This is a genomic window from Streptomyces sp. NPDC051214 (assembly GCF_040682375.1).
Lineage (GTDB): Bacteria > Actinomycetota > Actinomycetes > Streptomycetales > Streptomycetaceae > Streptomyces.
In genome coordinates, this window is the sequence record NZ_JBFBAT010000019.1 from 132,190 (window position 1) to 157,927 (window position 25,738).

22 protein-coding genes and 1 pseudogene are annotated in these 25,738 nt (G+C 69.7%); 10 read left to right on the forward strand and 13 right to left on the reverse strand.

Going from position 1 to position 25,738, the window contains the following annotated elements:
• The first annotated feature begins 172 nt into the window (after nucleotides 1-172).
• Genes AB0M70_RS37455 through AB0M70_RS37475 form a run of 5 tightly spaced genes read left to right on the forward strand, consistent with a single transcriptional unit; the run spans nucleotide 173 to nucleotide 5,057 of the window.
• Nucleotides 173-985 carry an ABC transporter ATP-binding protein gene (locus AB0M70_RS37455; RefSeq protein WP_365827497.1) on the forward strand — a complete coding sequence of 271 codons (813 nt, stop codon included), beginning with the start codon at nucleotides 173-175 and terminating at the stop codon, nucleotides 983-985.
• The gene (locus AB0M70_RS37460) at nucleotides 982-1,800 is read left to right on the forward strand and encodes an ABC transporter ATP-binding protein (protein WP_365827499.1); all 819 of its coding nucleotides are present in this window, start codon (nucleotides 982-984) and stop codon (nucleotides 1,798-1,800) included. Before AB0M70_RS37455 ends, AB0M70_RS37460 begins: the two co-directional genes overlap by 4 nt.
• The gene (locus AB0M70_RS37465) at nucleotides 1,797-2,687 is read left to right on the forward strand and encodes a branched-chain amino acid ABC transporter permease (RefSeq protein WP_363209452.1); all 891 of its coding nucleotides are present in this window, start codon (nucleotides 1,797-1,799) and stop codon (nucleotides 2,685-2,687) included. Before AB0M70_RS37460 ends, AB0M70_RS37465 begins: the two co-directional genes overlap by 4 nt.
• Nucleotides 2,688-2,733: 46 nt before the next feature.
• On the forward strand, nucleotides 2,734-3,795 hold the full coding sequence (locus tag AB0M70_RS37470) for a branched-chain amino acid ABC transporter permease (RefSeq protein WP_365827538.1): 1,062 nt from the start codon (nucleotides 2,734-2,736) through the stop codon (nucleotides 3,793-3,795).
• Entirely contained in the window at nucleotides 3,792-5,057 is a 1,266-nt protein-coding gene (locus tag AB0M70_RS37475; protein ID WP_365827502.1) for an ABC transporter substrate-binding protein, read from the forward strand. The genes AB0M70_RS37470 and AB0M70_RS37475 overlap by 4 nt, the downstream gene beginning before the upstream one ends.
• Nucleotides 5,058-5,136: 79 nt before the next feature.
• On the opposite strand, the gene pssA is transcribed toward AB0M70_RS37475, so the two are convergent.
• The 9 genes from pssA to AB0M70_RS37520 all read right to left on the reverse strand — a co-directional run bounded on the left by pssA (nucleotide 5,137) and on the right by AB0M70_RS37520 (nucleotide 16,017).
• The gene (gene pssA / locus AB0M70_RS37480) at nucleotides 5,137-5,991 is read right to left on the reverse strand and encodes a CDP-diacylglycerol--serine O-phosphatidyltransferase (protein ID WP_249586749.1); all 855 of its coding nucleotides are present in this window, start codon (nucleotides 5,989-5,991) and stop codon (nucleotides 5,137-5,139) included.
• Nucleotides 5,978-6,634 (reverse strand): phosphatidylserine decarboxylase, encoded by a 657-nt coding sequence (locus AB0M70_RS37485; protein WP_365827504.1) that lies wholly within the window; start codon nucleotides 6,632-6,634, stop codon nucleotides 5,978-5,980. The genes pssA and AB0M70_RS37485 overlap by 14 nt, the downstream gene beginning before the upstream one ends.
• Before the next feature lie 169 nt (nucleotides 6,635-6,803).
• A complete protein-coding gene (locus tag AB0M70_RS37490; protein WP_160508249.1) occupies nucleotides 6,804-8,009 on the reverse strand; it encodes an acyl-CoA dehydrogenase family protein in 1,206 nt (401 codons plus the stop codon).
• A 2-nt stretch (nucleotides 8,010-8,011) separates the two neighbouring features.
• Nucleotides 8,012-8,539 (reverse strand): MaoC family dehydratase, encoded by a 528-nt coding sequence (locus AB0M70_RS37495; protein ID WP_363209449.1) that lies wholly within the window; start codon nucleotides 8,537-8,539, stop codon nucleotides 8,012-8,014.
• 1 nt (nucleotide 8,540) lies between these two features.
• A complete protein-coding gene (locus AB0M70_RS37500; RefSeq protein WP_363209448.1) occupies nucleotides 8,541-9,506 on the reverse strand; it encodes a CoA ester lyase in 966 nt (321 codons plus the stop codon).
• A complete protein-coding gene (locus AB0M70_RS37505) occupies nucleotides 9,503-11,530 on the reverse strand; it encodes a protein meaA (protein WP_365827508.1) in 2,028 nt (675 codons plus the stop codon). Before AB0M70_RS37505 ends, AB0M70_RS37500 begins: the two co-directional genes overlap by 4 nt.
• 17 nt (nucleotides 11,531-11,547) lie before the next feature.
• On the reverse strand, nucleotides 11,548-12,885 hold the full coding sequence (gene ccrA / locus AB0M70_RS37510) for a crotonyl-CoA carboxylase/reductase (protein ID WP_365827510.1): 1,338 nt from the start codon (nucleotides 12,883-12,885) through the stop codon (nucleotides 11,548-11,550).
• A gap of 401 nt (nucleotides 12,886-13,286) precedes the next feature.
• The gene (locus tag AB0M70_RS37515; protein ID WP_237330317.1) at nucleotides 13,287-14,090 is read right to left on the reverse strand and encodes a TetR family transcriptional regulator; all 804 of its coding nucleotides are present in this window, start codon (nucleotides 14,088-14,090) and stop codon (nucleotides 13,287-13,289) included.
• A 145-nt stretch (nucleotides 14,091-14,235) separates the two neighbouring features.
• Nucleotides 14,236-16,017 (reverse strand): 3-hydroxyacyl-CoA dehydrogenase family protein, encoded by a 1,782-nt coding sequence (locus AB0M70_RS37520; RefSeq protein ID WP_365827512.1) that lies wholly within the window; start codon nucleotides 16,015-16,017, stop codon nucleotides 14,236-14,238.
• A gap of 346 nt (nucleotides 16,018-16,363) precedes the next feature.
• On the opposite strand from AB0M70_RS37520, the gene AB0M70_RS37525 reads away from it, so the two are divergent.
• Nucleotides 16,364-16,948 (forward strand): adenylosuccinate lyase, encoded by a 585-nt coding sequence (locus tag AB0M70_RS37525; protein WP_365827514.1) that lies wholly within the window; start codon nucleotides 16,364-16,366, stop codon nucleotides 16,946-16,948.
• On the opposite strand, the gene AB0M70_RS37530 is transcribed toward AB0M70_RS37525, so the two are convergent.
• Together AB0M70_RS37530 and AB0M70_RS37535 are read right to left on the reverse strand one after the other, a co-directional pair.
• On the reverse strand, nucleotides 16,945-17,337 hold the full coding sequence (locus AB0M70_RS37530; RefSeq protein WP_365827516.1) for a RidA family protein: 393 nt from the start codon (nucleotides 17,335-17,337) through the stop codon (nucleotides 16,945-16,947). The genes AB0M70_RS37525 and AB0M70_RS37530 overlap by 4 nt on opposite strands.
• 22 nt (nucleotides 17,338-17,359) lie before the next feature.
• Nucleotides 17,360-18,403, reverse strand: coding sequence for an Rv2578c family radical SAM protein (locus AB0M70_RS37535; protein ID WP_365827518.1), 1,044 nt, complete (start codon nucleotides 18,401-18,403; stop codon nucleotides 17,360-17,362).
• A 153-nt stretch (nucleotides 18,404-18,556) separates the two neighbouring features.
• Here AB0M70_RS37535 and AB0M70_RS37540 point away from each other — a divergent pair, with 153 nt between their 5' ends.
• The 4 genes from AB0M70_RS37540 to AB0M70_RS37555 all read left to right on the forward strand — a co-directional run bounded on the left by AB0M70_RS37540 (nucleotide 18,557) and on the right by AB0M70_RS37555 (nucleotide 25,023).
• Nucleotides 18,557-19,000, forward strand: a complete 444-nt coding sequence (locus AB0M70_RS37540) for an SRPBCC family protein (RefSeq protein WP_365827520.1) — start codon at nucleotides 18,557-18,559, stop codon at nucleotides 18,998-19,000.
• Between the two features lie 216 nt (nucleotides 19,001-19,216).
• Nucleotides 19,217-21,628, forward strand: a complete 2,412-nt coding sequence (locus AB0M70_RS37545; protein ID WP_365827522.1) for an MFS transporter — start codon at nucleotides 19,217-19,219, stop codon at nucleotides 21,626-21,628.
• Nucleotides 21,629-21,777: 149 nt separating this feature from the next.
• On the forward strand, nucleotides 21,778-24,204 hold the full coding sequence (locus AB0M70_RS37550; RefSeq protein ID WP_365827524.1) for a SpoIIE family protein phosphatase: 2,427 nt from the start codon (nucleotides 21,778-21,780) through the stop codon (nucleotides 24,202-24,204).
• Nucleotides 24,205-24,297: 93 nt separating this feature from the next.
• Nucleotides 24,298-25,023 (forward strand): class I SAM-dependent methyltransferase, encoded by a 726-nt coding sequence (locus tag AB0M70_RS37555; protein WP_365827526.1) that lies wholly within the window; start codon nucleotides 24,298-24,300, stop codon nucleotides 25,021-25,023.
• Between the two features lie 32 nt (nucleotides 25,024-25,055).
• On the opposite strand, the gene fdxA is transcribed toward AB0M70_RS37555, so the two are convergent.
• Both fdxA and AB0M70_RS37565 read right to left on the reverse strand, forming a co-directional pair.
• Complete coding sequence (gene fdxA, locus AB0M70_RS37560; RefSeq protein WP_365827528.1) at nucleotides 25,056-25,376, reverse strand: ferredoxin; 321 nt, start codon at nucleotides 25,374-25,376, stop codon at nucleotides 25,056-25,058.
• Nucleotides 25,373-25,738: pseudogene (locus AB0M70_RS37565) on the reverse strand (2-oxoacid:ferredoxin oxidoreductase subunit beta); the annotation flags it as partial. The pseudogene AB0M70_RS37565 and the gene fdxA, both read right to left, overlap by 4 nt.

The following is a 25,738-nucleotide window of genomic DNA, read 5'->3' on the forward strand; positions in this document are numbered from 1 at the left end:
TGTTGTGCCCGTGCACAACCGGCGGCCGGTCCCGCTGGTCACCCGCAGCGATTCGGACACAGGCCGTGGACGGGCGGACGCGGCGGTGCTGGGCTGAGCGCCACGCGGCGGGCCGAGCGGTACGGACGGCCGAGCGACACGAACAGGGCAGGCAGAGGACAGGGGGTCCCAGGTGGGTGGTTCCGGACTGGTCGTAGAGGACGCGTCGGTCGGATACGGACCGGTACGCGCACTGCGCCAGGTGTCGCTCGAAGTACCGGACGGCGCCGTGGTCGCCGTGCTCGGCGGCAACGGCGCGGGCAAGTCGACGCTCCTGCGCGCCATTTCCCGCACGCTCGCCTTTCACCGGGGAGCACTCACCACCGGCTCCGTCCACTTCGGCGGTCGGCGCATCGACCAGCTGCACGCGGACCGGGTGGTCGCCGCCGGGGTCTCACAAGTGCCGGAAGGCAGAAGGGTGTTCGCCCGGATGACCGTCGCCGACAACCTCCGGTCGGGCGCGCTCGGGTCCACCGGAAGCCGGGCCGCGAAGGCCAAAGCCCTGGAGCGCGTCCATGAACTCTTCCCGGTGCTCGCCGAGCGCGCGGGCCAGCGGGCCGGGCTCCTGTCGGGCGGCGAGCAGCAGATGCTCGCGGTGGGCAGGGCCCTGATGGCCTCACCGAAGCTGCTGCTCCTCGACGAACCCTCCCTGGGGCTGGCCCCGTTGATGGCGGCACGCATCGCCGACACCATCCAGGAGATCAACGGCCAGGGCACCGCGGTCCTCCTCGTCGAACAGAACGCCGCGCTTGCACTGCGCCTCGCCTCACGCGCGTACGTCCTGGACGTGGGCGAAGTGGCACTCTCGGGCGCCGCGGACGAACTGGCCGCCTCCGACGAGGTGCGCCGCCGCTACCTGGGCGTGGTCGACGAGACCGCGGCGGCCGACGCCTCGCGCGGCGTCAGCGCGCTGCCGGTCCTGAACCGATGGGCGGGCCGACGATGACCGAGGACCATCCGGCACCGGAGACGACACCGCCGGACGACGACGTACCCGCCCTGGAGGTACGGGAGTTGACCGTCCGCTTCGCGGGGCTCACCGCCCTCGACGCCATCAGTTTCACCGTCAGGCCAGGCACCGTGCACGCCGTGATCGGCCCCAACGGCGCGGGGAAGTCCACCTGCTTCAACGTCCTGTCCGGCGTGTACCGGGCCACCGGCGGCAGTGTCCGCTTCGGTGAGCACGACCTGACGACGATGCCTCCGCACCGCATCGCCGACCTCGGCGTCGCGAGGATCTTCCAGAACCTCGCCCTGCCGCCGCGCGCGACGGTCGCCGACAGCCTGATGCTCGGCCGCCACCGGCTGACCCGCACCGGGTTCCTGGCCGCCGGCCTGCGCCTCCCGTCGGCGGCGCGCGAGGAGCGCAGCCATCGCGAACGGGTGCGGGAGATCGCCGCGTTCGTCGGCATCGAACACCAACTGCACGCCCCAGCGGGCTCCTTGCCGTACGGGCAGCAGAAACTCGCGGAGCTGGCCCGCGCCCTGTGCATGGAGCCACGGCTGCTCCTGCTCGACGAGCCCGTCGCGGGCATGACCGCGGACGAGCGGCAGCGCACGGCCGCCGTCATCGCGGGCGTCCGCGACAGCCTCGGAATCTCGATCGTCCTGGTGGAACACGACATGGGGGTGGTGATGCGGCTCGCGGACGCGGTGACCGTACTCGACTTCGGCCGGCGCATAGCGGACGGCGCTCCAGCGGCCGTACAGAACGACCCCGCGGTCGTACGCGCCTACCTGGGGGAGGGGACGACCTCGTGAACACCTTCGTCGAGCTTCTCCTCAACGGCCTCTCGATGGGGTCCGTGTACGCCCTCATCGCACTCGGCTTCGTCGTCATCTTCCGGGCCACCGAGGTCGTGAACTTCGCGCACGCCTCGCTGCTCCTGGCCGGCGGCTACTTCATCGCGTCCCTCCACGACGACATCGGCTTCTGGCCCGCGGTGCTCGTCGGCATCGCGGGGGCCGCCGTCGTCGGCGCCGCCATCGAGTTCCTCGTCATGCGGCGCTACCGCGGCTCGGACCACAGCGTCCTCGCCATCGTCACGATCGGCGTCGACATCCTGCTCACCACCGAGCTCACCCGCCGCCTCGGCACCGACGTGCTCGCCCTCGGCGACCCCTGGGGCGACTCGGTGCTCACCATCGGGTCGGTCTCCATCGCCCACACGCGCATCGCCGCGTTCGTCGCCGCCGCGCTCCTCATCACCACCTTCCTGCTCGCGTTCCGCTACACCTCGTGGGGCGTGGCCATGCGGGCCGCCGCCGAGAGTCCGGAGACCGCCGCCCTGATGGGCGTGCGCCTGGGCCGGGTCTCGCTCGGCGCGTGGGCGGTGGCGGGCGGACTGGCCGCGGTGGCGGCGCTCTTCCTCACCGTCTTCCCGACGCCGGGGCTCGAACGGGCCACCTCACTCGCCGCACTGAAGGCGTTCCCCGCCGCGATCCTCGGCGGCCTCGACTCGACCACCGGCGCGCTCGTCGGCGGCCTCGTCGTCGGGGTCACCGAATCCCTCGCCACCGGCTACCAGAGCGAGCTCACCTTCCTGGGCCGGGGTCTCGGCGACCTCGCGCCCTATCTCGTGATGACCGTCATCCTCCTCATCCGGCCCGCCGGACTCTTCGGCACGAAGGAGCTCGCCCGTGTCTGAAGTCCTGGCCCGTGGACGGGAGCTGCGCTCCCGAGGCCGTACGAGGCTGCCCCGCCCCCGCAGGTACCTGTGGATCGCGGGCGCCGTGATCCTGCTCGCCCTGCCCTTCTACCTCGACCGCTTCTGGCTCCAGGCCGGCCTGTTCGCCATGGCCGCGGCGATCGGCGCGATCGGCCTCAACCTCCTCACCGGCGCGACCGGCCAGCTCTCCATGGGGCACGCCTTCTTCCTCGCGATCGGTGCGTACGGCTACTGCGTCTTCGCCGGGGACGGTGAGGACGGCCTGACCGGTCTCGGCCTGCCCACCTGGATCGCCGCCGCCCTGGCCGTCGTCGTCGCGGGGGTCGCGGGCGGGCTCTTCAGCCCCATCGCGGGACGCCTGCGCGGCGCCTACCTCGGCATCGCGACCCTCGCGCTGATCTTCATCGGACAGCACGTGCTCTTCAACGCGCATGACCTGACGGGCGGCTCCAACGGACGCGACGTGCCGCCCCTGAGCGTCTTCGGCATCACCTTCGACGACAGCGAGCTGGTCGTGGCGGCCGTGCCCTTCGGGGCCTCGGAGAAGCTCTGGTACGCCGGCCTCGTCCTCCTCGTCGGCTGCGGGCTCTTCGCCCGCGGCGTGCTGCGCGGACGCCCCGGACGTGCCATGAACGCCATCCGCGACCACCGCATCGCCGCAGGCGTGATCGGGGTGCCGGTCGCCCGTTACCGCGCCGGCGTCTTCGTCCTCTCGTCGATGTACGCGGGCCTCGCGGGCGTCCTGCTCGCCCTGGTCTTCCAGCGCACCGTGCCGGACTACTTCGGCATGACGCTGTCCCTCGAATACCTCGCCATGATCGTCATCGGCGGCCTCGGCTCGGTCGCGGGCGCGGTGGCCGGTGCCGCCGTGGTGTCCCTGCTGCCGCAGCTCCTGACCCGGTACAGCGACGCGCTGCCCCTGGTCGCGGCCCCCGGCAGTGGCGGGATCACACCGGGCGAGGCATCCCGGTATCTGTACGGCGCCGCCGTCGTGGCGGTGGTCCTTTTCCTGCCCGGCGGCCTGGCCAGCATTGCCGCCCGGCGCTCCAGGCCGACGTCAGGCCACACTCCAGGGGAGGAACGATGAGTTCACGCAGGTTCAAAAGGGCCACCGCGACAGCGACGGCGGTCGCCGCACTGCTCGCGGTGGCGGGTTGCAGCTCCAAGGCGGGGGACGACGAGGGCGACAAGGAGGGCGCGGGCGGGGTCAAGTCCGGCGTCGGGGTCTCCGCCAAGACGATCGAACTCGGCGTGCTCACCGACATGACAGGGGTCTACGCGACCCTCGGCAAGAGCGTCACCCAGGCCCAGCAGCTCTACGTCAAGCAGACCAACGCCGACGGCGGCATCTGCGGCCGCAAGCTGAAGCTGACCGTCCGCGACCACGGCTACGACCCGCAGAAGGCGGTCGCCGCGTACACGGAGCTGGAGCCGGACGTCCTCGGTTTCGCCCAGTTCATCGGTTCCCCGTTCGTCGCCGCCGTCAAGCAGCGGATCGACAAGGACAAGGCGCTCGTGCTCCCGCAGGCCTGGTCGGCCAACCTCCTGGGCAGCCCGTACGTGCGGGTCGTGGGCTCGACGTACGACCTGGAGACGATCAACGCGATCGACTTCCTGATGAAGGAGAAGGGCCTCAAGAAGGGCGACAAGCTCGGTCACGTCTACTTCGAGGGCGACTACGGCGAGAACGCCCTGAAGGGCTCGCAGTACATGGCGAAGAAGTCGGGCCTGACCGTCGTGGAGCAGAAGATCAAGGCGACCGACAACGACATGACGGCGCAGGTCGCGGCCCTGAAGAAGGCCGGGGTGAAGGCCGTGGTGATCAGTGCGGGCCCGCGGCAGGCCGCCTCGCTCGTGGGTGTCGCGGCGGCGGGCAAGTTCGACGTCCCGATCATCGGCAACAACTCGGCGTTCGCACCCCAGCTCCTGGGCACCCAGGCGGGCCCGGCCCTGGCGAAGAACTACTACGTGGCCTCACCGACGCTCCCGATCGGCGCGGACACCCCCGCGGCGAAGAAGCTGGTCAGCGACTACAAGGCGGCCTACCCCAAGGACTCCCTGGACAACGGCGTGACGGCCGGCTGGACCGCGGCGTCCATCTTCGGAGAGGCCCTCAAGAAGGCCTGCGAGAGCAAGGACCTCACCCGCGAGGGCGTCGACAAGGCTCTTTTGACCATCGACTCCTACGACACCGGCTTCGGCGTCACCCAGGACTTCAGCGACCCCAAGGCGCCCTCCTCGAAGGAGAGCGTCATCCTGCGCCCCGACAAGGGCGTGACGGGCGGCATGAAGGTGGCCAGGGAGCCGGGAGCGGCGACGGCGGCCGAGGGGTACGCCCCCGGCGCCTGAGCAGTTCCGCAGGGCATGCACAACCAGAAGGGGCCCGAACCAATCGGTTCGGGCCCCTTCTGGCAACGTACAGAAGCAACTACGGCAACTGCGCCGCACGCGCCTCGCGCCGGTTGTCCCGGAAGTTGTTCACCCGGCGGGCCGTGGCGAACAGCGGGATGACCGCGCCGAGCACCAGCTGCAGCGCGCAGCCGGTCTGCAGCAGCAGCTGGCCGCCCGGTGCCTCGAAGGCCCAGGCCGCGAGCAGCCCCATGGCCGCGACGATCCACGCGAGCATCGCCACCGCGAGGGGACCCCGCGGCTTGGGGTACTCGACCCGGCTGACCATGAGCCACGCCGTACCGATGATCGCCAGGAGCGTCGCCACGAAGGGCAGCTCGAGGAGCACGATCGAGACGACGGTGAGCGCGCCGAAGGGCGAGGGCATGCCCTGGAAGGTGCCGTCCTTCACGGTCACGCAGCTGAACCGCGCAAGCCGCAGCACCACCGCCAACAGCACGACGATCGCTCCGACCGCGGCCACTCTCTGGTGCGCGTCGTCGGCGACCATGCCGTAGACGAGCACGAAGTACGCGGGGGCCAGACCGAAGCTGATCAGGTCCGACAGGTTGTCGAGCTCCGCGCCCATCGGCGAGGACCGCAGCTTGCGCGCCACGAGCCCGTCGAAGAGGTCGAAGACGGCCGCGCAGAGCATCAGGATCACGGCGGTGGCGGCGGAGTGCCGGGCCATGCCGCTTTCGTTGCTGCCCTGCAGGTGCGGGATGAGGATGCCCGTGGTGGTGAAGTACACCGCCATGAATCCGCACGTGGCGTTACCGAGGGTGAGGGTGTCCGCTATCGAGAGGCGGAGTGAGAGAGGCATCTCCTCGTCGGCCTCGTCCTCGGCCGCCTCCGGCACCCAGCCCGCTTGTGTCTCAGGATCAACCACGGTCAATGCGAGTCACCCCAGCCACGGTCTTCTGACCGACCTCGACGTCCGTCTCGACACCCTCGGGGAGGTAGATGTCGACGCGGGAGCCGAAGCGGATCAGGCCGATCCGTTCACCTTGCTCCACCTTCGTGCCCTGGGGCACGTAAGGAACGATGCGCCGCGCGACCGCGCCCGCGATCTGGATCATCTCGATGTCACCGAGCTCGGTGTCGAAGTGCCAGACAACGCGCTCGTTGTTCTCGCTCTCCTTGTTGAACGCCGGGACGAACCCGCCGGGGATGTGCTCCACGGACGTCACCGTGCCCGCGAGGGGCGCGCGGTTGACGTGGACGTTCAGCGGGCTCATGAAGATCGCGACGCGGGTGCGTCCGTCCTTCCACGGCATGATGCTCTGCACCACACCGTCGGCCGGGGAGATGACCCGGCCCTGGGCGATGTCGCGCTCGGGGTCGCGGAAGAACCACAGCATGCCCGCCGCCAGAGCGGTGGTGGGCACGGCGATGGCCGCGGCGCCCTTGGAACGACGCGCACGCACCAGGCTGAGTGCCGCGGTGGCGACAGTCGGCAGGAGCCACGGCGATGCTCCGCGCGCAAGGCGTACGCCAGCGAGGCTGTCGCGTGGTGCAGAGGTTTGGCTGTGGGGCATGGATGACCTTCGTAGCGGATGATGCCGCGCAGGAACGGGGGACGGCGGCTTTTTCCGGATGGTATCGGTTGCGAGCCACAACTGGGCAAGCCAGGAAGCGGAGTCGACGGCCGAAGAGTGCTGACAGGGTGTGACCTTCTTCTCGAAGAAACCGCCCCAAAGCGGACATTCAGCCCTGGAATCGATACTCTTCGAGCAGTCGTCGTCCAATGATCATTTTCTGGATCTCGGCGGTACCTTCGCCGATCAACAGCATGGGTGCCTCACGGTACAGACGCTCGATCTCGTACTCCTTCGAGAAGCCGTAACCGCCATGAATCCGGAACGCGTCCTCTACGACTTCTTTGCAGTATTCGGACGCGAGGTACTTCGCCATCCCTGCTTCGAGGTCGTTTCGTTCCCCGGAGTCCTTTTTGCGTGCTGCGTTCACCATCATCGCATGGGCGGCCTCGACCTTGGTAGCCATCTCGGCCAGCTTGAACTGAATCGCCTGGTGCTGAGCGATCGCCTTGCCGAAAGTGTGGCGTTGCTGGGCATAAGAGACACCGAGCTCAAATGCACGCTGAGCGACACCACAACCACGAGCCGCGACATTCACACGGCCGACTTCGACGCCGTCCATCATTTGGTAAAACCCTCGGCCGGTGGTCCCGCCGAGCACACGATTGGCTGGAATTCGCAGTCCATCCATGATGAGTTCGGTGGTGTCCACCCCCTTGTAACCCATTTTGTCGATCTTGCCCGGGATGGTGAGGCCGGGGCGGACCTCTCCGAAGCCGGGCTCCTTCTCGACGAGGAAGGTCGTCATCGACTTGTGGGGCGCCGTGCCCTCCGGGTGTCCTTCGTCACTCCGGCACAGAACGGCCACCAGCGTGGACGTGCCGCCGTTGGTGAGCCACATCTTCTGACCGTTGAGGACGTACTCGTCGCCGTCCTTGACGCCCTTGGACGTGATCGCGGACACATCGGAGCCGAGAGCGGGCTCCGACATGGAGAACGCGCCGCGCACCTCGCCGGCCGCCATGCGCGGCAGGAAGGTGTCCTTCTGCTCCTGCGTCCCGTGCTGCTTGAGCATGTAGGCGACGATGAAGTGGGTGTTGATGATGCCGGAGACCGACATCCAGCCACGCGCTATCTCCTCGACGCACAGGGCGTACGTGAGCAGCGACTCGCCCAGACCGCCGTACTCCTCAGGGATCATGAGCCCGAAGAGGCCCAACTCCTTGAGGCCGTCCACGATCTGCTGCGGGTACTCGTCACGGTGCTCCAGCTCCGTGGCGACCGGGATGATCTCCTTGTCGACGAAGTCCCGGACCGTGGACAGGATCTCCTGCTGGATGTCGGTGAGACCTGCGGTCTGCGCGAGTCGGCTCATGGCTACTTCTCCTGGCCCTTCTTGGGGATGTCACGCAGCTCCGGGCGGCCGGGCTGCTCGCCGCCGCGCTCCTTGATGTACGTCTCGGTGGGAACCATCACCTTGCGGCGGAACACGCAGACCAGCGTGCCGTCCTGCTTGTAGCCCTTGGTCTCCACGTAGACGATCCCGCGGTCAGACTTGGACTTCGACGGTGTCTTGTCCAGGACCGTGGTCTCGCCGTAGATCGTGTCGCCGTGGAAGGTCGGCGCCACGTGCTTGAGCGACTCGACCTCCAGGTTGGCGATCGCCTTGCCCGAGACGTCCGGCACGGACATGCCCAGAAGCAGCGAGTAGATGTAGTTGCCCACGACGACGTTCTTGCCGAAGTCCGTCGTCTTCTCCGCATAGTTGCTGTCCATGTGGAGGGGGTGGTGGTTCATCGTCAGGAGGCAGAAGAGATGGTCGTCGTACTCGGTGACCGTCTTTCCGGGCCAGTGCTTGTAGACGTCCCCGACGGTGAACTCTTCGTAGGTGCGGCCGAACTGCATCTCAGGCCTCCGGGATCTCGAACTTGGAGGTCCGGGTCATGCCCGCCGCGCGCCCCTTGCCGGAGATGACGAGCGCCATCTTGCGGCTCGCCTCGTCGATCATCTCGTCGCCGAGCATCGCCGAGCCCTTCTTGCCGCCGGCCTCGGAGGTGCAGTAGTCGTACGCGTCCAGGATCAGCTCGGCGTGGTCGAAGTCCTCCTGCGAGGGCGAGAACACCTCGTTCGCGGCGTCGACCTGGCCGGGGTGCAGGACCCACTTGCCGTCGAAGCCGAGGGCGGCGGCGCGGTTCGCGACCTCGCGGTAGCCGTCCACGTTCTTGATCTGGAGGTAGGGGCCGTCGATCGCCTGGAGGTTGTTGGCGCGGGCGGCCATCAGGATCTTCATCAGGATGAAGTGGTAGGCGTCGGCCGGGTAGCCGGGCGGCTGCTCGCCGACGACCAGGGACTTCATGTTGATGGAGGCCATGAAGTCCGCCGGGCCGAAGATGATCGTCTCGACGCGCGGGGACGCCTGCGCGATCGCGTTCACGTTGTTCAGGCCCTGCGCGTTCTCGATCTGTGCCTCGATGCCGATCTTGCCGACTTCAAAGCCCATCGTCTTCTCGATCTGGGTGAGCAGGAAGTCGAGCGCCACGACCTGGTCCGCCGTCTGCACCTTCGGCAGCATGATGCAGTCGAGGTTCTGGCCCGCGCCCTCGACGACCGTGACGACGTCGCGGTACGTCCACTCGGTCGTCCAGTCGTTGACGCGCACGACGCGCGTCTTGCCCGTCCAGTCGCCCTCGTTCAGGAACTTCACGATGGTGTGCCGGGCCTCGGGCTTGGCGAGCGGCGCGCAGGCGTCCTCCAGGTCCAGGAAGACCTGGTCGGCGGGGAGGCCCTGGGCCTTCTCCAGGAAGCGCGGGTTCGAACCCGGGACCGCGAGACAGGAGCGTCGCGGGCGGAGACGGTTGATAGGCGCGGTCATGCGGGGACCTCCAGAGGGTCGAGCTTGTTCGCTTTCCGGATCTCGTCGACGATACGGCCGATGATCTCGGTGATGCCGAAGTCCTTGGGGGTGAACACGGCGGCCACACCCGCCGCCTTCAGGTCCTCGGCGTCGCTGTTGGGGATGATGCCGCCCGCGATGACAGGGATGTCGGGCGCGCCCGCCTCCCGCAGGCGCACCAGGACGTCCGGCACGAGCTGCGCGTGCGAGCCGGACAGGATGGACAGGCCCACGGCGTGCACGTCCTCGGCGAGCGCGGCGTCCACGATCTGCTCGGGCGTGAGCCTGATGCCCTGGTAGACCACCTCGAAGCCGGCGTCACGCGCACGCACCGCGATCTGCTCGGCCCCGTTGGAGTGCCCGTCGAGGCCCGGCTTGCCGACCAGGAAGCGCAGCTTGCCGGTGCCGAGGTCGGCGGCGGTCTTGGCGACCTTGTCGCGGACGAGGGCCAGCGGCGTGCCCGCCTCCGCGGTGACGGCCACCGGAGCGCTGGAGACGCCCGTGGGCGCCCGGAACTCCCCGAAGACCTCCCGCAGGGCCCCGGACCACTCCCCGGTCGTCACACCGGCGCGTGCGCACTCCAGGGTGGCCTCCATGAGGTTGCCGGTGCCCGCGGCGACCTCCTTGAGCCTCTCCAGGGCCTTGCAGGGGCGCGGGTGGTTGAACGGCGGCTGGTAGCGGGTGTCGCGCCAGTGCTTGAGGGCGTTCACGACGCGGTTCTCGACCGCCGGGTCCACCGTCATGATCGCGGTGTCCAGGTCGGCGGTGAGCGGGTTGGGCTCGGTCGACTCGTAGGCGTTGACGCCGACGATCTTCTCCTCGCCCGACTCGATGCGTGCCCTGCGCTCGGCGTGCGAGGAGACCAGCTGCGACTTCAGGTAGCCGGACTCGACGGCGGCCATCGCGCCGCCCATCTGCTCGATGCGGTCCATCTCGGCGAGCGACTCCTCGACGAGGGACTCCACCTTGGCCTCGATGACGTGGCTGCCCTCGAAGATGTCCTCGTACTCCAGGAGGTCGCTCTCCAGGGCGAGCACCTGCTGGATGCGCAGCGACCACTGCTGGTCCCACGGCCGCGGCAGGCCGAGGGCCTCGTTCCAGGCGGGCAGCTGCACGGCACGCGCGCGTGCGTCCTTGGAGAGCGTGACGGCCAGCATCTCCAGGACGATGCGCTGCACGTTGTTCTCCGGCTGCGCCTCGGTCAGGCCGAGCGAGTTGACCTGCACGCCGTAGCGGAACCGGCGCTGCTTGGGGTTGGTGATGCCGTACCGCTCGCGGGTGATCCGGTCCCAGATGCGGCCGAACGCCCGCATCTTGCACATCTCCTCGACGAAGCGGACGCCCGCGTTCACGAAGAAGGAGATACGGGCGACGACGTCACCGAACTTCTCCTCGGGGACCTGCCCCGAGTCGCGCACGGCGTCCAGGACCGCGACGGCGGTGGACATCGCGTACGCGATCTCCTGCACCGGAGTCGCCCCGGCCTCCTGCAGGTGGTAGCTGCAGATGTTGATCGGGTTCCACTTGGGGATGTGCGCCACCGTGTAGGTGATCATGTCGGTGGTCAGGCGGAGGGAGGGCCCCGGCGGGAAGACGTGCGTCCCGCGCGAGAGGTACTCCTTGACGATGTCGTTCTGCGTCGTCCCCTGGAGCTGCGTGATGTCCACGCCCTGCTCCTCCGCGACCACCTGATAGAGCGCCAGAAGCCACATGGCCGTGGCGTTGATCGTCATCGAGGTGTTCATCTGGTCCAGGGGGATGTCCTGGAACAGCCGCCGCATGTCGCCGACGTGCGAGACGGGGACGCCGACCCGGCCGACCTCACCGCGGGCGAGGATGTGGTCCGGGTCGTAGCCGGTCTGCGTGGGCAGGTCGAACGCGACCGAGAGGCCCGTCTGGCCCTTGGCGAGGTTGCGCCGGTACAGCTCGTTGGACGCCTCGGCCGTGGAGTGACCGGCATAGGTCCGCATGAGCCACGGCCGGTCCTTCTGACGCTCTGTCATGTGCGAACCCTCAGCCCTCAGACGTTCCGGAAGCGGTTGATCGCGTCGATGTGCTTGGCCCGCATCTCCGGGTCGCGCACGCCGAGGCCCTCCTGGGGCGCGAGGGCGAGCACGCCGACCTTGCCCTGGTGGAGGTTGCGGTGCACGTCGTAGGCGGCCTGTCCGGTGTCCTCGAGGGAGTAGACGCGGGAGAGGGTGGGGTGGATCTTGCCCTTGGCGATGAGGCGGTTGGCCTCCCAGGCCTCGCGGTAGTTCGCGAAGTGCGAGCCGATGATCCGCTTCAGGGACATCCACAGGTAGCGGTTGTCGTACTCGTGCATGTAGCCCGAGGTCGAGGCGCAGGTGGTGATCGTGCCGCCCTTGCGCGTGACGTAGACCGAGGCGCCGAAGGTCTCGCGGCCGGGGTGCTCGAAGACGATGTCGATGTCCTCGCCGCCGGTGAACTCGCGGATGCGCTTGCCGAAGCGCTTCCACTCCTTCGGGTCCTGGGTGCGCTCGTCCTTCCAGAACTTGTAGCCCTCGGCGTTGCGGTCGATGACCGCTTCGGCGCCCATCGCCTCGCAGATGGCGGCCTTCTCCGGGCTGGAGACGACACAGATGGGGTTGGCGCCGCCGGCCAGGGCGAACTGGGTGGCGTACGAGCCGAGCCCGCCGCTCGCGCCCCAGATCAGGACGTTGTCGCCCTGCTTCATGCCGGCGCCGTTGCGCGAGACCAGCTGGCGGTAGGCGGTGGAGTTCACCAGGCCGGGGGAAGCGGCCTCCTCCCAGCTCAGGTGGTCCGGCTTGGGCATGAGCTGGTTGGACTTGACCAGGGCGATCTCCGCGAGCCCGCCGAAGTTGGTCTCGAAGCCCCAGATGCGCTGCTCGGGGTCGAGCATCGTGTCGTTGTGTCCGTCGGAGGACTCCAGCTCGACGCTCAGACAGTGCGCGACGACCTCGTCGCCCGGGTTCCAGGCGTTCACGCCGGGCCCGGTGCGCAGCACGACGCCCGCCAGGTCGGAGCCGATGATGTGGTACGGCAGGTCGTGGCGCTTGGTGAGCTCGCTCAGCCGGCCGTAGCGCTCCAGGAAGCTGAACGTGGAGACCGGCTCGAAGATCGAGGTCCACACGGAGTTGTAGTTGACCGAGGAGGCCATGACGGCCACCAGGGCCTCGCCGGGGCCGAGTTCGGGGACCGGCACGTCGTCCAGGTGGATCGACTTGCGGGGGTCCTTGTCGCGGGACTCGAGCCCGGCGAACATCTCCGCCTCGTCCTTGTGCACGGTGATCGCGCGGTAGGACTCGGGGAGCGGAAGAGCGGCGAAGTCGGCGGGAGTGGAGTCCGGCGACTGGATCGCGTCCAGGATTTCCTTCACGGTGATGCCTCCGGCGAAGTGCGGGCCCCCTTTGAGGGGAGCACGCTCTTGAGGGTTACGTCGGGTGCTGCTGGTGCAGGTGGGGGTGTGCCGTCGGTTCGGCGAAGGTGATGCTCGGCAGCGCTTGGTGTGGCGCGGGAGGTTGCCTGTGACGCAGGCGTCCGGGCGCACGAGCCGTGGCTTGTGGGGACAGCCGGCGTACGAAGGTTCTCTGCACGCCGGCCGCCCGGACAACATCAACGTATGACACCGCGTGCCAGTCGGCAAGACACTGAGTGCCAGCAATTTTTGATAGATGATCGATCAGTGCAGGTCAGAGGGTGTGACGACATGACGGAAGGGGCGCTACCCGTGGGTAGCGCCCCTTCAAAAGTCGAGGACGAATGGGTGGAAACCGGGACTTACGACTCCCGCAGAGCCTTCTCGATCGTCCGCATGATCTCGTCCAGCGGTGCGTCCGTCCGGGCCACGGTGACCAGCACATCGCCCCCGGTGCTCACCGAGGCCGCCGGAGCGGTGGTGGTGTCACGCCCCGCCCCGATGCCCGAGCCGAAGGTCCGGCGGACGATGGCGAAGGCGTGGTCCAGCTGGGTCTCCACGTCGCCCTGGCCGCCCGCACGCAGCCACCGGCGAAGGACGTGGTTGTGCGCCGTCACCACCGCCGACGCGGCCACCTCCGCCAGGAGCGGGTCGTCGTTCCCGTCGTGATGCGCCTGCTCGTCGAAGTGGCCCAGGAGATAGCGCGTGAAGAGCCGCTCATAGCGGGCCACCGAGGCGATCTCCCGCTCGCGCAGCGTGGGGACCTCGCGCGTCAGGCGGTAGCGCTCGACGGACACGGCGGGCGAGGCCGCGTACATCTTCATGACTTCCTTGATGCCCCGGCACACCGTGTCGAGCGGGTGCTCGTGCGGAGGCGCCGCGTTCAGGACCGCCTCCGCCCGGATCAACGTGTCGTCGTGGTCCGGGAAGATCGCCTCTTCCTTGGAGCGGAAGTGCCGGAAGAAGGTCCGGCGTGCGACACCGGCCTGCGCGGCGATCTCGTCGACCGTCGTCGCCTCGTACCCCTTGGACGCGAAGAGTTCCATCGCGGCGGCCGCCAGCTCCCGGCGCATCTTGAGGCGTTGGGCGGCGGCGCGGCTGCCCGCCGCGCTCTCCGGAGCGTCGGGCGTAGCGGGCGTACGTGAGGACTTGGCGGCCTTGGGCATGCCCCGAACGTACTGCATACGCACAGTCGAGTGCTCCCGCGGGACGGGGCTGAGCGGCGGCGGGACGGGGCCGCCCGACGGTTCGAGCAGCCCGCCCCAGTCCGTGCGCGGTCTGCCGTCGGGCGCGCTCCCGTCCGCTCCAGGCCTACCGTCGGGCATATTCGCGGAAGCCGCGGCCGGTCTTGCGGCCGAGGCAGCCCGCGGCCACCAGGTGTTCGAGCAGCGGAGCGGGGGCCAGGCCCGGGTCGCGGAACTCGCGGTGCAGGACCTTCTCGATGGCGAGCGAGACATCCAGGCCGACGACGTCCAGGAGCTCGAAGGGGCCCATGGGGTAGCCGCCGCCGAGCTTCATCGCGGCGTCGATGTCGTCGAGCGTCGCGTAGTGCTCCTGGACCATCTTGACCGCGTTGTTGAGGTACGGGAACAGGAGCGCGTTCACGATGAAGCCGGCGCGGTCGCCGCAGTCCACCGGGTGCTTCTTGATCGTCGCGCAGACCTGGCGGACCGTCGCGTGCACGTCGTCGTCCGTGAGGACCGTGCGGACCACCTCGACCAGCTTCATCGCCGGTGCCGGGTTGAAGAAGTGCATCCCGATCACGTCACCGGGACGCGAGGTGGCACGGGCGCAGGCGACGACCGGCAGGGACGAGGTCGTGGTCGCCAGGATCGCGCCCGGCTTGCAGACCTTGTCGAACGCCGCGAACAGCTGCTGCTTGATCTCCAGGTCCTCGGCGACCGCCTCCAGGGCCAGATCGACGTCGGCGAACGCGTCGTACGTACCGGCCGGCGTGATGCGGTCCAGGGTCTTGGCGGCGGTCTCCGCCGTCATCCGCCCCTTGTCGACGGAGCGCGAAAGCGACTTGGCGACACGGGACTTGGCCTTCTCCGCCTTCTCCTCGCTGCGCGCGGCGAGCACCACGTCGTAGCCGGCCTTGGCGAACACCTCGGCGATCCCGGAGGCCATGGTGCCGGAGCCCGCGACACCGACCGAGCGGATGGTGCGCCCGCCGCCCTGCCGCCCGTCCTCCGGCGGGGTCAGCGCGTCCCGCACGACCACCGAACTGCCCGGCTCCTCGTACGAGTAGAAGCCGCGGCCCGTCTTGCGCCCGGTCAGGCCCGCCTCGCTGAGCTGCTTGAGGATCGGGGCGGGTGCGTGCAGGCGGTCCTGCGACTCGGAGTACATCGCGTCCAGGACCGTGCGGGCGGTGTCGACCCCGATCAGGTCGAGCAGCGCGAGGGGGCCCATCGGGAGGCCGCAGCCAAGACGCATCGCGGCGTCGATGTCCTCGCGGGACGCGTACTTCGCCTCGTACATCGCCGCGGCCTGGTTGAGGTAGCCGAACAGCAGGCCGTCGGCGACGAATCCCGGCCGGTCGCCGACCGCGACGGGCTCCTTGCCGAGCGCGTACGCCAGGTCGGTGACGGAGGCGACGGCCGCGGGCGCGGTCAGGACGGACGACACGACCTCGACCAGCTTCATCGCCGGGGCCGGGTTGAAGAAGTGCAGGCCGAGGACCCGCTCGGGGCGCTGCGATTCGGCGGCGAGACGGGTCACGGAGAGCGCGTTCGTGCCGGTCGCGATGATCGTCTCGGGGCGCACGACGCCGTCGAGCTCCCGGATGATCTGCTGCTTGATCTCGTACGACTCCGGGGCGACCTCGATGACCAGGTCGGCGTCGGACGCGGCCTGCAGGTCGGTGAAGGTGCGGATGCGAGCGAGCGCGTCACGCCGCTCGTCCTCGGTGAGGTGCTCACGGCGCACGGCCCGCGCGGTGGACGACTCGATGGCGGCGACGGCCTGGGCGCCCGCGGCCTCGCTGATGTCGATGCCGATGACCTCGCGTCCCGCGCGGGCCAGGACTTCGGCGATACCGGTGCCCATGGTGCCGAGACCGATCACGGCGACGGTGTTCAGGGGAGTGTCCATGCGTGGACTCCAGGAAGTGAGTGACGACTGAGGGGCGCACGGTGCGCGGCAACGGCGGCGCGGCGTACGGAGGGTGAGCTGCTGTGTCGTGACCGGGCGGCATGAGGCACACGCCCGTGAGGAGTCGACCGGCCCTGTCCCGGAGCCATGCCGTACTGGGTGGAGCTGAGGTGCTCGAAGCACCGAACCGACAAACACTCGCTCGCACCGGCTGCGTCACCAGGCCGCTGCGAGGTTCAGATACTGCTGACGGGGAGTGTGCCCCGCTCACATGAGATTAACCGGCGAGTAACGAGCGCGCCAGTCCCCAGGGTTTGTGATCTACATCGCGGATAGGCTCCCCGTCATGGACGTGGAGTTGCGCACGGTGACGGAACGCTTACGCCGCGAGGCGGGAGTCTCGGAGAGTTACGAGAGGCTGGTCGCGACCGGCGATGTGGAGGAACTGGCGGAGGTGCTCGCCGCGGCGGGTCAGCCACTGTGGGCACGGGAGCTCGCGGCGGTGCGGCTCGGCACCGCGGGGGACAACAGGGCCTTCGAGTCCCTCGTGCTGCTCCTCAACCACCGGGACCCCTCCCGCTGCGCGGCCGCCGCGTACGCCCTGGCCAGGCTGGGTGATCCGCGTACGGCACGCGCGGCAGCCGCCCTGGCCACCAATGAGCTGCGGGTCGCCTACGCCCTGTACCCCGTGCGTCTGCTCACCGAGCTGCGCGCCCCCGAATCCGCGCCCGCCCTCATCACCACGCTGAAGCGCAGGCTCGCCCCGCACGACCCCTACGGAAAGATCGCGCTGGCGTGCGTGGAGGGCCTCGGCGCCCTGGGCGACCCACGGGCCCGCCCGGTCCTGACCCAGGCCTGCAACTTCCCCCGCCTGGCAGCGGCAGCCTCCGCGGCCCTCGCGCGACTGCCTGACCAGGTCCCCGGCCCCTAGAGGACGGCGTACGCCTCGATCTCCATCAGGAACTGCGGCGCCACCAGTCCGGCGACCTGCACCGCGGAGGACGCCGGGAGTCGTGCCGGATCCATGTGGAGGTCCCGCGCGGCCCGGATCGCGGGCATGTGCGCCATGTCCGTGACGTAGTACGTCAGTTTCACGACGTCGCCGAAGTCGCCGCCCGCCGCCAGCAGGCAGCGCCGCAGATTGTCGAAGACCTGCCGTGCCTGGGCGCCCGGATCGCCCTCGCCGACCAGCTCTCCGTGCTGGTCGAGGGGGAGTTGCCCGGAGATCGCGACGAAGCGGCCGGTGCCCATGACGACGTGCGTGTACGCGGTGGCGGGGAAGACGCCGTCAGGGGCGTTGATGTGGGTCAGTCGGCTCATGTGCCCATCGTGGACCATGGGTTCAGAGCAGCGTGAGTTGCGTGACGCCGGGCGGGGTGGGTTCGGGGGGTGGGGGCTGAGGGGTGCGGATGCGGCGGGGGGTGTCCGCGCGGGTGGGGCCGATGCCGAATTCCTCGGCCAGTTCGTGCACTTGGCGGGTGATGCGCCGCTGGTACCACTTGGGTGCGTAGGCGCTTTCCGCGTACAGCCGTTCGTAGCGCTGTACGAGATACGGATGGTGCTGCTGCAGCCAGGCCATGAACCACTCGCGCGCCCCGGGCCGCAGGTGGAGGGCGAGCGGCGTCACGGACGTGGCCCCCGAGGCGGCGATGGCCCGCACGGTGGCCCGCAGTTGATCGGGGCGGTCCCCGAGGAAGGGGATCACCGGCGCCATGAGCACCCCGCACCCGATGCCGTGATCGGTCAGCGTCCGTACGACGTCAAGGCGCCTCTCCGGGGCGGGTGTGCCCGGCTCCACGGTGCGCCACAGCTCCTGGTCGATGAAGCCCACCGAGACCGAGACGCCGACGTCCGTGACGTCGGCGGCCTGCCGCAGCAGGTCGAGGTCCCGCAGGATCAGCGTGCCCTTCGTGAGGATGGAGAAGGGGTTCGCGTGATCGCGCAGGGCGGCGATGATCCCGGGCATGAGGCCGTAGCGCCCCTCCGCCCGCTGATAGCAGTCGACGTTCGTGCCCATCGCTATGTGCTCGCCGTGCCAGCGGGGCGAGGCGAGCCGGCGGCGCAGCAGGTCGGGGGCGTTGACCTTGACCACGATCTGGCTGTCGAAGCCGAGCCCCGTGTCCAGGTCGAGATAGCTGTGCGTCTTGCGCGCGAAACAGTAGACGCACGCGTGCGTGCAGCCCCGGTACGGATTGACCGTCCACTCGAACGGCATGCGGGAAGCCCCGGGCACCCGGTTCACGATCGTTCTGGCCCGGATCTCGTGGAAGGTGATCCCACGGAACTCAGGTGTGTCGAAGGTCCTGGTCGTGACCGCGTCCGCGCCGAACAGCGCGGCATCCGCGACACCCCGTGACGGCCCGTCGGCGAGGTTCTCCCAGCGCATGACGCCTCCTCGGTAGCACTGACCACAGAATAGAACACATGTTCCCTTGATCGTGCGAGGGGATACCTCGGCGACCCCGATTTGGGGGCCCGGCACGCAGGGTGGTTGGCTTCCGGGGATCACCCTGAACAACCGAGTGCTGGAGGAAGTGCCATGGCGCAGGTCGAGGCGACCACGGAGCGGATCATCACGGCGCAGCCGGAGGACGTCTTCGACGCGCTCGCCGACTACGAGGGCACGCGTCCGAAGATCCTGTCGGAGCACTTCAGCGAGTTCGAGGTGCGCGAGGGTGGCGACGGCGAGGGGACGCTCGTCCACTGGAAGCTGCAGGCCACCAGCAAGCGCATCCGGGACTGCCTCCTGGAGGTCAGCGAGCCGACCGACGGGGAGCTCGTCGAGAAGGACCGCAACTCCTCCATGGTCACCACCTGGCGGGTGACTCCGGCGGGGGAGGGCAAGGCGCGCGTGGTCGTCTCCACCGTGTGGAACGGCGCGGGCGGCATCGGCGGCTTCTTCGAGAAGACCTTCGCCCCCAAGGGGCTCGGGCGGATCTACGACGAGGTGCTCGGCAAGCTCGCCACCGAGGTCGAGAAGTAGTCGACGCCCGGTGGGACCTCAACTCCGGTAGCCCGACAGGGTTGTTGTCACGCTCACCGTTTCGAGTGGTTTTCTGTTCGGGCCAATTGTACGGCGTAGGGCTCCCACCGGCACATACGCGTGCCGGACCCCCGACAGGGGCGACTCGTCGCGCTTGCTCGCAGTTGTCGCGTAATGCGAGAAATGCGGCGCAGGCGCAGACGAGGGGAGCAGGACGTGGGCGGCACGACGCTGGTGAAGGGCGCCGAGCAGGGGGACTTGCCGGTGGTGGCGGTGCCTCCCGGCATCGAGGAGCCGCCGCCACCCCAAGAGCACGTGTCGGCGACGGCGGGACTGAGCCCCGGACGTGTCCGGATGGTCTTCGTCGGCCTCATGCTCGCCCTGCTGCTCGCCGCCCTCGAGCAGATGATCGTCGCCACCGCGCTCCCCAAGATCGTCGGTGAGCTGCACGGCCTGGACAAGATGTCCTGGGCGATCACCGCCTATCTGCTGACGTCCACGATCGGCCTGCCCATCTACGGCAAGCTAGGCGATCTCTTCGGACGCAAGGGCGTCTTCCAGTTCGCGATCGTCATCTTCGTCATCGGCTCTGCGCTCGCCGGCTGGTCGCGCACCATGGACCAGCTCATCGCCTTCCGCGCCATCCAGGGCATCGGCGCGGGCGGCCTCATGATCGGCGTACAGGCGATCATCGCGGACATCGTCCCGCCCAGGGAACGCGGCCGCTACATGGGCCTGATCGGCGCCGCCTTCGGCCTCGCGTCGGTCGCGGGACCCCTGCTCGGCGGCTTCTTCACCGACCACGTCACCTGGCGCTGGTGCTTCTACTTCAACGTGCCCTTCGGGCTCGTCACCCTCCTCGTCGTCAGCTTCGGGCTCAAGCTCCCCAAGCGCGCGGTCAAGGCCCGACTCGACGTACTGGGCGCCCTGTTGCTCGCCTCCGCCTCCACCTGCCTGGTCCTCCTGACCAGTTGGGGCGGCACCGAGTACGCGTGGGGCTCACGCGCCATCCTGGGACTCGCGGCCGGGGCCCTCGCCTCCGTCGTGCTCTTCGTGGTCGCCGAACGCTTCGCCGCAGAACCGATCATCCCGCTGCGCCTGTTCCGCGACTCGGTCTTCAACATCACCGCGCTGGTCGGCATGGTCGTGGGCATCGCCCTCTTCGGGGCGGCCAGTTACCTGCCGACGTTCCTGCAGATGGTCGACGGGGCCAGCGCCACGGAGTCCGGACTGCTCATGCTGCCGATGATGGGCGGCGTCGTCGGCGCCTCGATCCTCTCCGGCCAGCTCATCAGCCACACCGGGCGCTACAAGATCTACCCGGTGCTCGGCGGCATCCTGTCCGTCATCGGCATGTGGCTGCTCTCCCGCCTCGAGGCCGACACGCCCCGGCTGCACTACAGCATCTGGATGGCCGTGCTCGGCGCGGGCGTCGGCCTGGTCATGCCGGTGCTCATCCTCGCGGTGCAGAACGCCGTACGCCCCTCCGACCTGGGCACCGCCACCAGCGCCAACAACTACTTCCGGCAGATCGGCGGCAGCGTCGGCGCCGCCATCTTCGGCACGCTCTTCGCCGACCGCCTCGCGGACTCCCTCGCCGACCGCATCCCGGCCGGGGCCGGTCTTCCGGACCCCGAGGCCATCACCCCGCAGCTCGTCCACGCGATGCCCGCCCCGCTGCGCGAGGGCTACATCCAGGCGTACGCCGACGCGATGCCCCGGATCTTCCTCTACCTGGTCCCGGTCCTCGTCCTCGGCATGCTGATCACCTTCTTCCTCAAGGAGACTCCCCTGTTGTCCAGCGCAGCGTCCCAGGACGCCCCCACCACCGAAGCCACGCCCGTCCCGCAGGCCCGTACCTCCTACGCCGCCGGTGTGCCCGTCTGCGGCACCGTGCAGCACCCGGACGGCACCGTCGTGCCCCGCGCCGCCCTGACCCTCATCGACGTCGGGGGCCGGCAGATCGGCCGCGGCGCGAGCGGCGACGACGGGCGGTACGCGCTCTCCACGCCGGGCTCGGGATCGTTCGTCCTGATCGCGGCCGCGGGCGGCCACCAGCCGCAGGCGGTCACCGTCACCGTCGGCGAGCGCCCGGTGGAACTGGACGTGGTGCTCGGCGGCGCGGGACGCCTGGCCGGCAGCGTGCTCACCGCCGACGGGACCCCGGTCAGGGACGCCGCGGTGACCCTCACCGACGTCCGCGGCGAGGTCGTCGCCACCACCCGCAGCGGGCGCGAAGGCGGCTATGTGATCACGGAGCTGGTGGCCGGCGAGTACACCCTGGCCGCCAGCGCACCCGCCTTCCGCCCGGCGGCCCTGCCCGTCAGCGTGCAGGCCTCGCGCGAGACACGCCAGGACGTCGAGCTCGCCGGCGGCGCCGTCCTGCGCGGCACCGTGCGGGCCACCGGCGGCCGACCCGTGGAGGACGCCCGCGTGACGCTGCTCGACGCGGCGGGCAACGTCGTGGACACCCTCACGACCAGTCAGGACGGCACCTTCCGGTTCATCGACCTGTCCTCCGGCGAGTACACGGTCATCGCCGCCGGCTACCCGCCGGTGGCGACCGTGCTCCAGGTCGCGGGCGGCGGACGCACGGAACGGGATCTCCAGCTGGGCCACGAAGACTAGGGCCCCCTGACGGGAGGGCGAGAAAATACCCGCCGGAGGCGCCCCCACGGGGCCCAATTCCGTTATTGCACCGCATGGCAACCGGTGCCGGTCGTACGGTGGTTGGGGCGGCGCAGGCCTTCGCGGTGCCGCCGGAAGGAGCGTTGGCCATGGAATACGGCACCCCGGACGGGCCGGTGGCGCAGCATGCCGTGGCCGGCCGGATCCCACTCGCCGTGGTCGTCATCGACGGCGCGGGCCTCGTGTCCCACTGGAGCACCGGCGCGCGCAAGCTGTTCGGGTACGCGAAAGAGGTGGCCGTCGGCAGCCCGGCGGGCGACCTGCTCCCGGTGGCGGGCGCGATCCCCGAGGGCCACGCGCACTACGGCGAGTACGACGGCCTGGGCCCCGACCTGGAGACCTCCCTCGACGGACGCATCTCGTACCCGGCCGCCGGACGCGCCCGCCTCTCCGTGCCCGGCGGTGAACGGAACCGCGTGGACGTCCTGTGGTGGGCGTACCCCCTCGTCGGCCCCGGCCCCGAGCGGCTGCTCGTCCTCGCGGCGGACGCCGACCGGCTGGCCGACGAGGACGAGAGCGAACCCGGGCAGGTCGAGCGGATCGCGCCGGGTTTCGCCCTGCACACGGACTTCCCCGGAGCGGACGAACTGGCCGGCCGGCTGCCCGAGATCCTGCCCAGCATGAGCGTGGGAGAAAGTTCCCGCATCGTGGCGCAGATCCTCGAACTGGGCTATCCCGTCCTGGAGTTCAGCAAGCAGGACCGGGTGCCCGTCACGCCCGACTGGGGCGTGCCCCGGCGCGCCGAGCGCAAGGCACGCAGGCTGCGCGCCCAGCAGGCCGCCGCCGACGGCCGCACGCCCGAGCCCGGCACCCGCGACGAGGGCGAGGACCTCGAGTACGCGGCGGTGCGCGAACACCTGGAGTTCCTGAACGAGGTCAGCGGACGCATCGGCTCCTCGCTCGACCTCTCGCGCACCATCATCGAGGTCAGCCGCGCCGTCGTGCCCCGGTTCACGGACGTCGCGGGCACCTATCTGCGCGAACAGGTCGTCGCGGGCGAGGGCTTCCCCGAGGGGCCACCGGACGAGACCACCATGTGGCACCGGGTCGCCGTGGAGCACACGGACGAGCCGGGCCGCTGGGACGACGTCGTGCCCGTCGGCGAATCCATGCCCTTCCCGTCGCACACCCCGTTCTTCCAGTGCATGACCTCCGGCGATCCGGTCCTCGTGCCGCGCATCACCGAGGAGATGGGCAACGCCATCGCCTCGCAGTTCGAGAAGCGCGACATCCGCCCGCTCATCAACCACCGCTCGATGCTCGTCGTACCGCTGAAGGCCCGCAATGTGGTGCTCGGATTCATGATCCTGCTGCGCCACCGGGAGCGGCCCGTCTTCAACGACATGGACCGCGTCACCGGCGCCGAACTCGCCGCCCGTGCCGGCCTCGTGCTCGACAACGCCCGCATGTACACCTACCAGGAGAGCGTCGCCGACACTCTCCAGGACAGCATGCTGCCGCACATCGAGCCGCGCATGACCGGCTGCGACATCGCCACGCGCTATCTGCCGGGCACCCTCCTGGGCCGGGTCGGCGGCGACTGGTTCGACTCCGTGAAGCTGCCCGGCTCGCGCACCGCGCTCGTCGTCGGCGACGTGATGGGCCACGGCCTCAACTCCGCGGCGATGATGGGTCAGTTGCGTACGGCCGTCCAGACCATGGCCGCCCTGGACCTGCCGCCCGCCCAGCTCCTGCGCAACCTCGACGACCTGGCGCAGCGCCTCGGCGAGCACTACCTCGCGACCTGCCTGTACGCGGTCTACGACCCCATCGGGAGCGCACTGCACCTCGCCAACGCGGGCCATATCCCGCCCGTGCTCGTGCGCGCCGAGGACGGCCGCAGCGAACTCCTCGACCTGCCGACAGGCGCCCCCATCGGCGTGGGAGGCGTGCCCTTCGAGGCGGTCACCGTACGGGTGGCGCCCGGAGACCGGCTCCTGATGTGCACCGACGGCCTTGTCGAGGTCCGCGGCGAGGACATCGGCGTCGGCCTCGCCACGCTCACCGAGTCCGCGGCCCACCCGGCCGCCTCCATGGACGCCGCCTGCGACACCATCATCCGCGCGCTCAACACGCGCGGCGGACGCAAGGACGACGTGGCCCTCCTGATGGCACGCCTGAACGGCATCGCGGACGAGGATGTCGCGACCTGGGGGCTCGCACGCGACCCGAGCGAGGTGAGCAGGGCCCGCGACCTGGTCCGCGACCAGCTCCGCACCTGGTCCCGCGGCTCCCTCGCCGAGACCGCCGAGCTCCTGGTCAGCGAGCTGGTCACCAACGCCGTACGGCACTCGCGCGGCGGCCGTGTCGAGCTCCGCCTGGTCCGCTCCGGGGCCACCCTGATCTGCGAGGTCGAGGACGACGACCACACCCTGCCCACCTTGCTGAACGCGGGCCCCGGCGACGAGTTCGGGCGCGGGCTGCGGATCGTCAGCGTGCTCGCCAAGGAGTGGGGGACCAGCCGTACGGCATCCGGCAAGACCGTGTGGTTCGAGCTGGGGCCGCCGCGCAATTGATGGCGCCGGTGACTTGTCCCTCAACCCGGGGCGCGATAGACCGATCTTGCCGTCGGCTTCGGCGGTCGTCGTCGCAATCCTGGGGAGCTGGGCATGAGCGTCACGAGTCGGTACAGGGAGGCGTGGGAGGGGTTCTGGAGAGACGCCCCCGCTGAGGAGGGGGCCGTTTTCTGGGACGCCGAACCCGCGCTCACGGTCGGCATCCACCTCGCCCTCTTCGAACCGCACCTGGCGGCCGCGGGCCTGCCCCTCCTGGACCTCGGCTGTGGCAACGGCACCCAGACGCGGTTCCTCGCCGATCGCTACCCGCGCGTCCTGGGCGCCGACCTGTCCGCCGCCGCGCTGCGTCACGCACGGGACGCCGACCCGGCGGGACAGGTGGAGTTCCGGCAGGTCGACGCCGCGGAGAAGGCCGAGGCGCAGCAACTGCACGCGGAGATCGGCGACGCGAACGTCTACATGCGCGGCGTGCTCCACCAGTGCGATCCCGACGACCGCCAGCCGCTCGTCGACGGCATCGCGACGCTGCTGGGCGAGCGCGGCAGAGCGTTCATGGTGGAGCTCGCCGAGGCGGCGGGCCCGATCTTGCGCGGCCTCGCCCAGAGCCCCGAGGGCCCGCCGCCGAAGCTGGCGCCGGTGTTCGCGCACGGCATCGCGCCGGGCGAGGTCGCCGACGCCGCGGTGCCGGAGTACGTCACCGCGGCGGGCCTGACGGTGCTCGCGAAGGGTGAACTGCCGCTGACGACCACCGAGTTCGCATCGGACGGGACGCGGATCGAACTGCCGTCGAGGTGGCTGGTGGTGGGGCGGGCGGGGTGACCCTGTCGGACACGTCGGGGGGGCGGCGAGTGTCAGACGGACGGGGCGGGCAGCGCGGCGACGACCGGGTGATCGCGGTCGAGAGGCCCGAGCTGGGACGCACCGCCCGGGGAGCCGAGCTCGGCGAAGAACTCCAGGTCCGTCTTGCGGTAGTCCTGCCACTCGTCGGGAGTGTCGTCCTCGAAGAAGATGGCCTCGACCGGGCAGACGGGTTCGCAGGCACCGCAGTCGACGCATTCGTCGGGCTGGATGTACATCTTCCGGGCGCCCTCGTAGATGCAGTCGACGGGGCATTCGTCGACGCAGGCCTTGTCCTTGAGGTCGACGCAGGGCTGGGCGATGACATAGGTCATGAGGATCGCTCCACGGTCCAGGTGTCGTTGCCGGCGAGGAGGGTGGCGAGGTCGCCTTTGCCGTTCTGTTCGATGGCGGTGTCGAGTTGGTCGGACATGAGGGTGTCGTAGACGGGGCGTTGGGTGTTGCGGAAGACGCCGATGGGGGTGTGGTGGAGGGTGTTCGGGTCGGCGAGGCGGGAGAGGGCGAAGGCTTGGGTGGGGGAGGTGGTGTGAGCGTCGTGGATGAGGATCTGTGACTCGGTCTCAGGTGTGACCGGGACAACTTTGAGGTCGCCGGTCGCGGGGTCGCGTACGACGCCTTTGGCGCGGTCGGCGCCGAAGCGGATCGGCTGCCCGTGCTCCAGGCGGATCACGGCTTC

What these genes read in the sequence shown, in the direction of transcription:
- AB0M70_RS37515 (WP_237330317.1), bottom strand. Translation starts at nt 14,090, where the DNA reads ATGCCCAAGGCCGCCAAGTCCTCACGTACGCCCGCTACGCCCGACGCT.
- AB0M70_RS37530 (WP_365827516.1), bottom strand. Translation starts at nt 17,337, where the DNA reads ATGAGCCGACTGACCCACATCAACGCCCCTGACGGCGTCTTCCCCGCC.
- AB0M70_RS37540 (WP_365827520.1), top strand. Translation starts at nt 18,557, where the DNA reads ATGGCGCAGGTCGAGGCGACCACGGAGCGGATCATCACGGCGCAGCCG.
- AB0M70_RS37550 (WP_365827524.1), top strand. Translation starts at nt 21,778, where the DNA reads ATGGAATACGGCACCCCGGACGGGCCGGTGGCGCAGCATGCCGTGGCC.
- AB0M70_RS37505 (WP_365827508.1), bottom strand. Translation starts at nt 11,530, where the DNA reads ATGACAGAGCGTCAGAAGGACCGGCCGTGGCTCATGCGGACCTATGCC.
- AB0M70_RS37525 (WP_365827514.1), top strand. Translation starts at nt 16,364, where the DNA reads ATGGACGTGGAGTTGCGCACGGTGACGGAACGCTTACGCCGCGAGGCG.
- AB0M70_RS37475 (WP_365827502.1), top strand. Translation starts at nt 3,792, where the DNA reads ATGAGTTCACGCAGGTTCAAAAGGGCCACCGCGACAGCGACGGCGGTC.
- AB0M70_RS37555 (WP_365827526.1), top strand. Translation starts at nt 24,298, where the DNA reads ATGAGCGTCACGAGTCGGTACAGGGAGGCGTGGGAGGGGTTCTGGAGA.
- AB0M70_RS37500 (WP_363209448.1), bottom strand. Translation starts at nt 9,506, where the DNA reads ATGACCGCGCCTATCAACCGTCTCCGCCCGCGACGCTCCTGTCTCGCG.
- AB0M70_RS37490 (WP_160508249.1), bottom strand. Translation starts at nt 8,009, where the DNA reads ATGAGCCGACTCGCGCAGACCGCAGGTCTCACCGACATCCAGCAGGAG.
- AB0M70_RS37460 (WP_365827499.1), top strand. Translation starts at nt 982, where the DNA reads ATGACCGAGGACCATCCGGCACCGGAGACGACACCGCCGGACGACGAC.
- AB0M70_RS37535 (WP_365827518.1), bottom strand. Translation starts at nt 18,403, where the DNA reads ATGCGCTGGGAGAACCTCGCCGACGGGCCGTCACGGGGTGTCGCGGAT.
- AB0M70_RS37485 (WP_365827504.1), bottom strand. Translation starts at nt 6,634, where the DNA reads ATGCCCCACAGCCAAACCTCTGCACCACGCGACAGCCTCGCTGGCGTA.
- fdxA (WP_365827528.1), bottom strand. Translation starts at nt 25,376, where the DNA reads ATGACCTATGTCATCGCCCAGCCCTGCGTCGACCTCAAGGACAAGGCC.
- AB0M70_RS37520 (WP_365827512.1), bottom strand. Translation starts at nt 16,017, where the DNA reads ATGGACACTCCCCTGAACACCGTCGCCGTGATCGGTCTCGGCACCATG.
- AB0M70_RS37495 (WP_363209449.1), bottom strand. Translation starts at nt 8,539, where the DNA reads ATGCAGTTCGGCCGCACCTACGAAGAGTTCACCGTCGGGGACGTCTAC.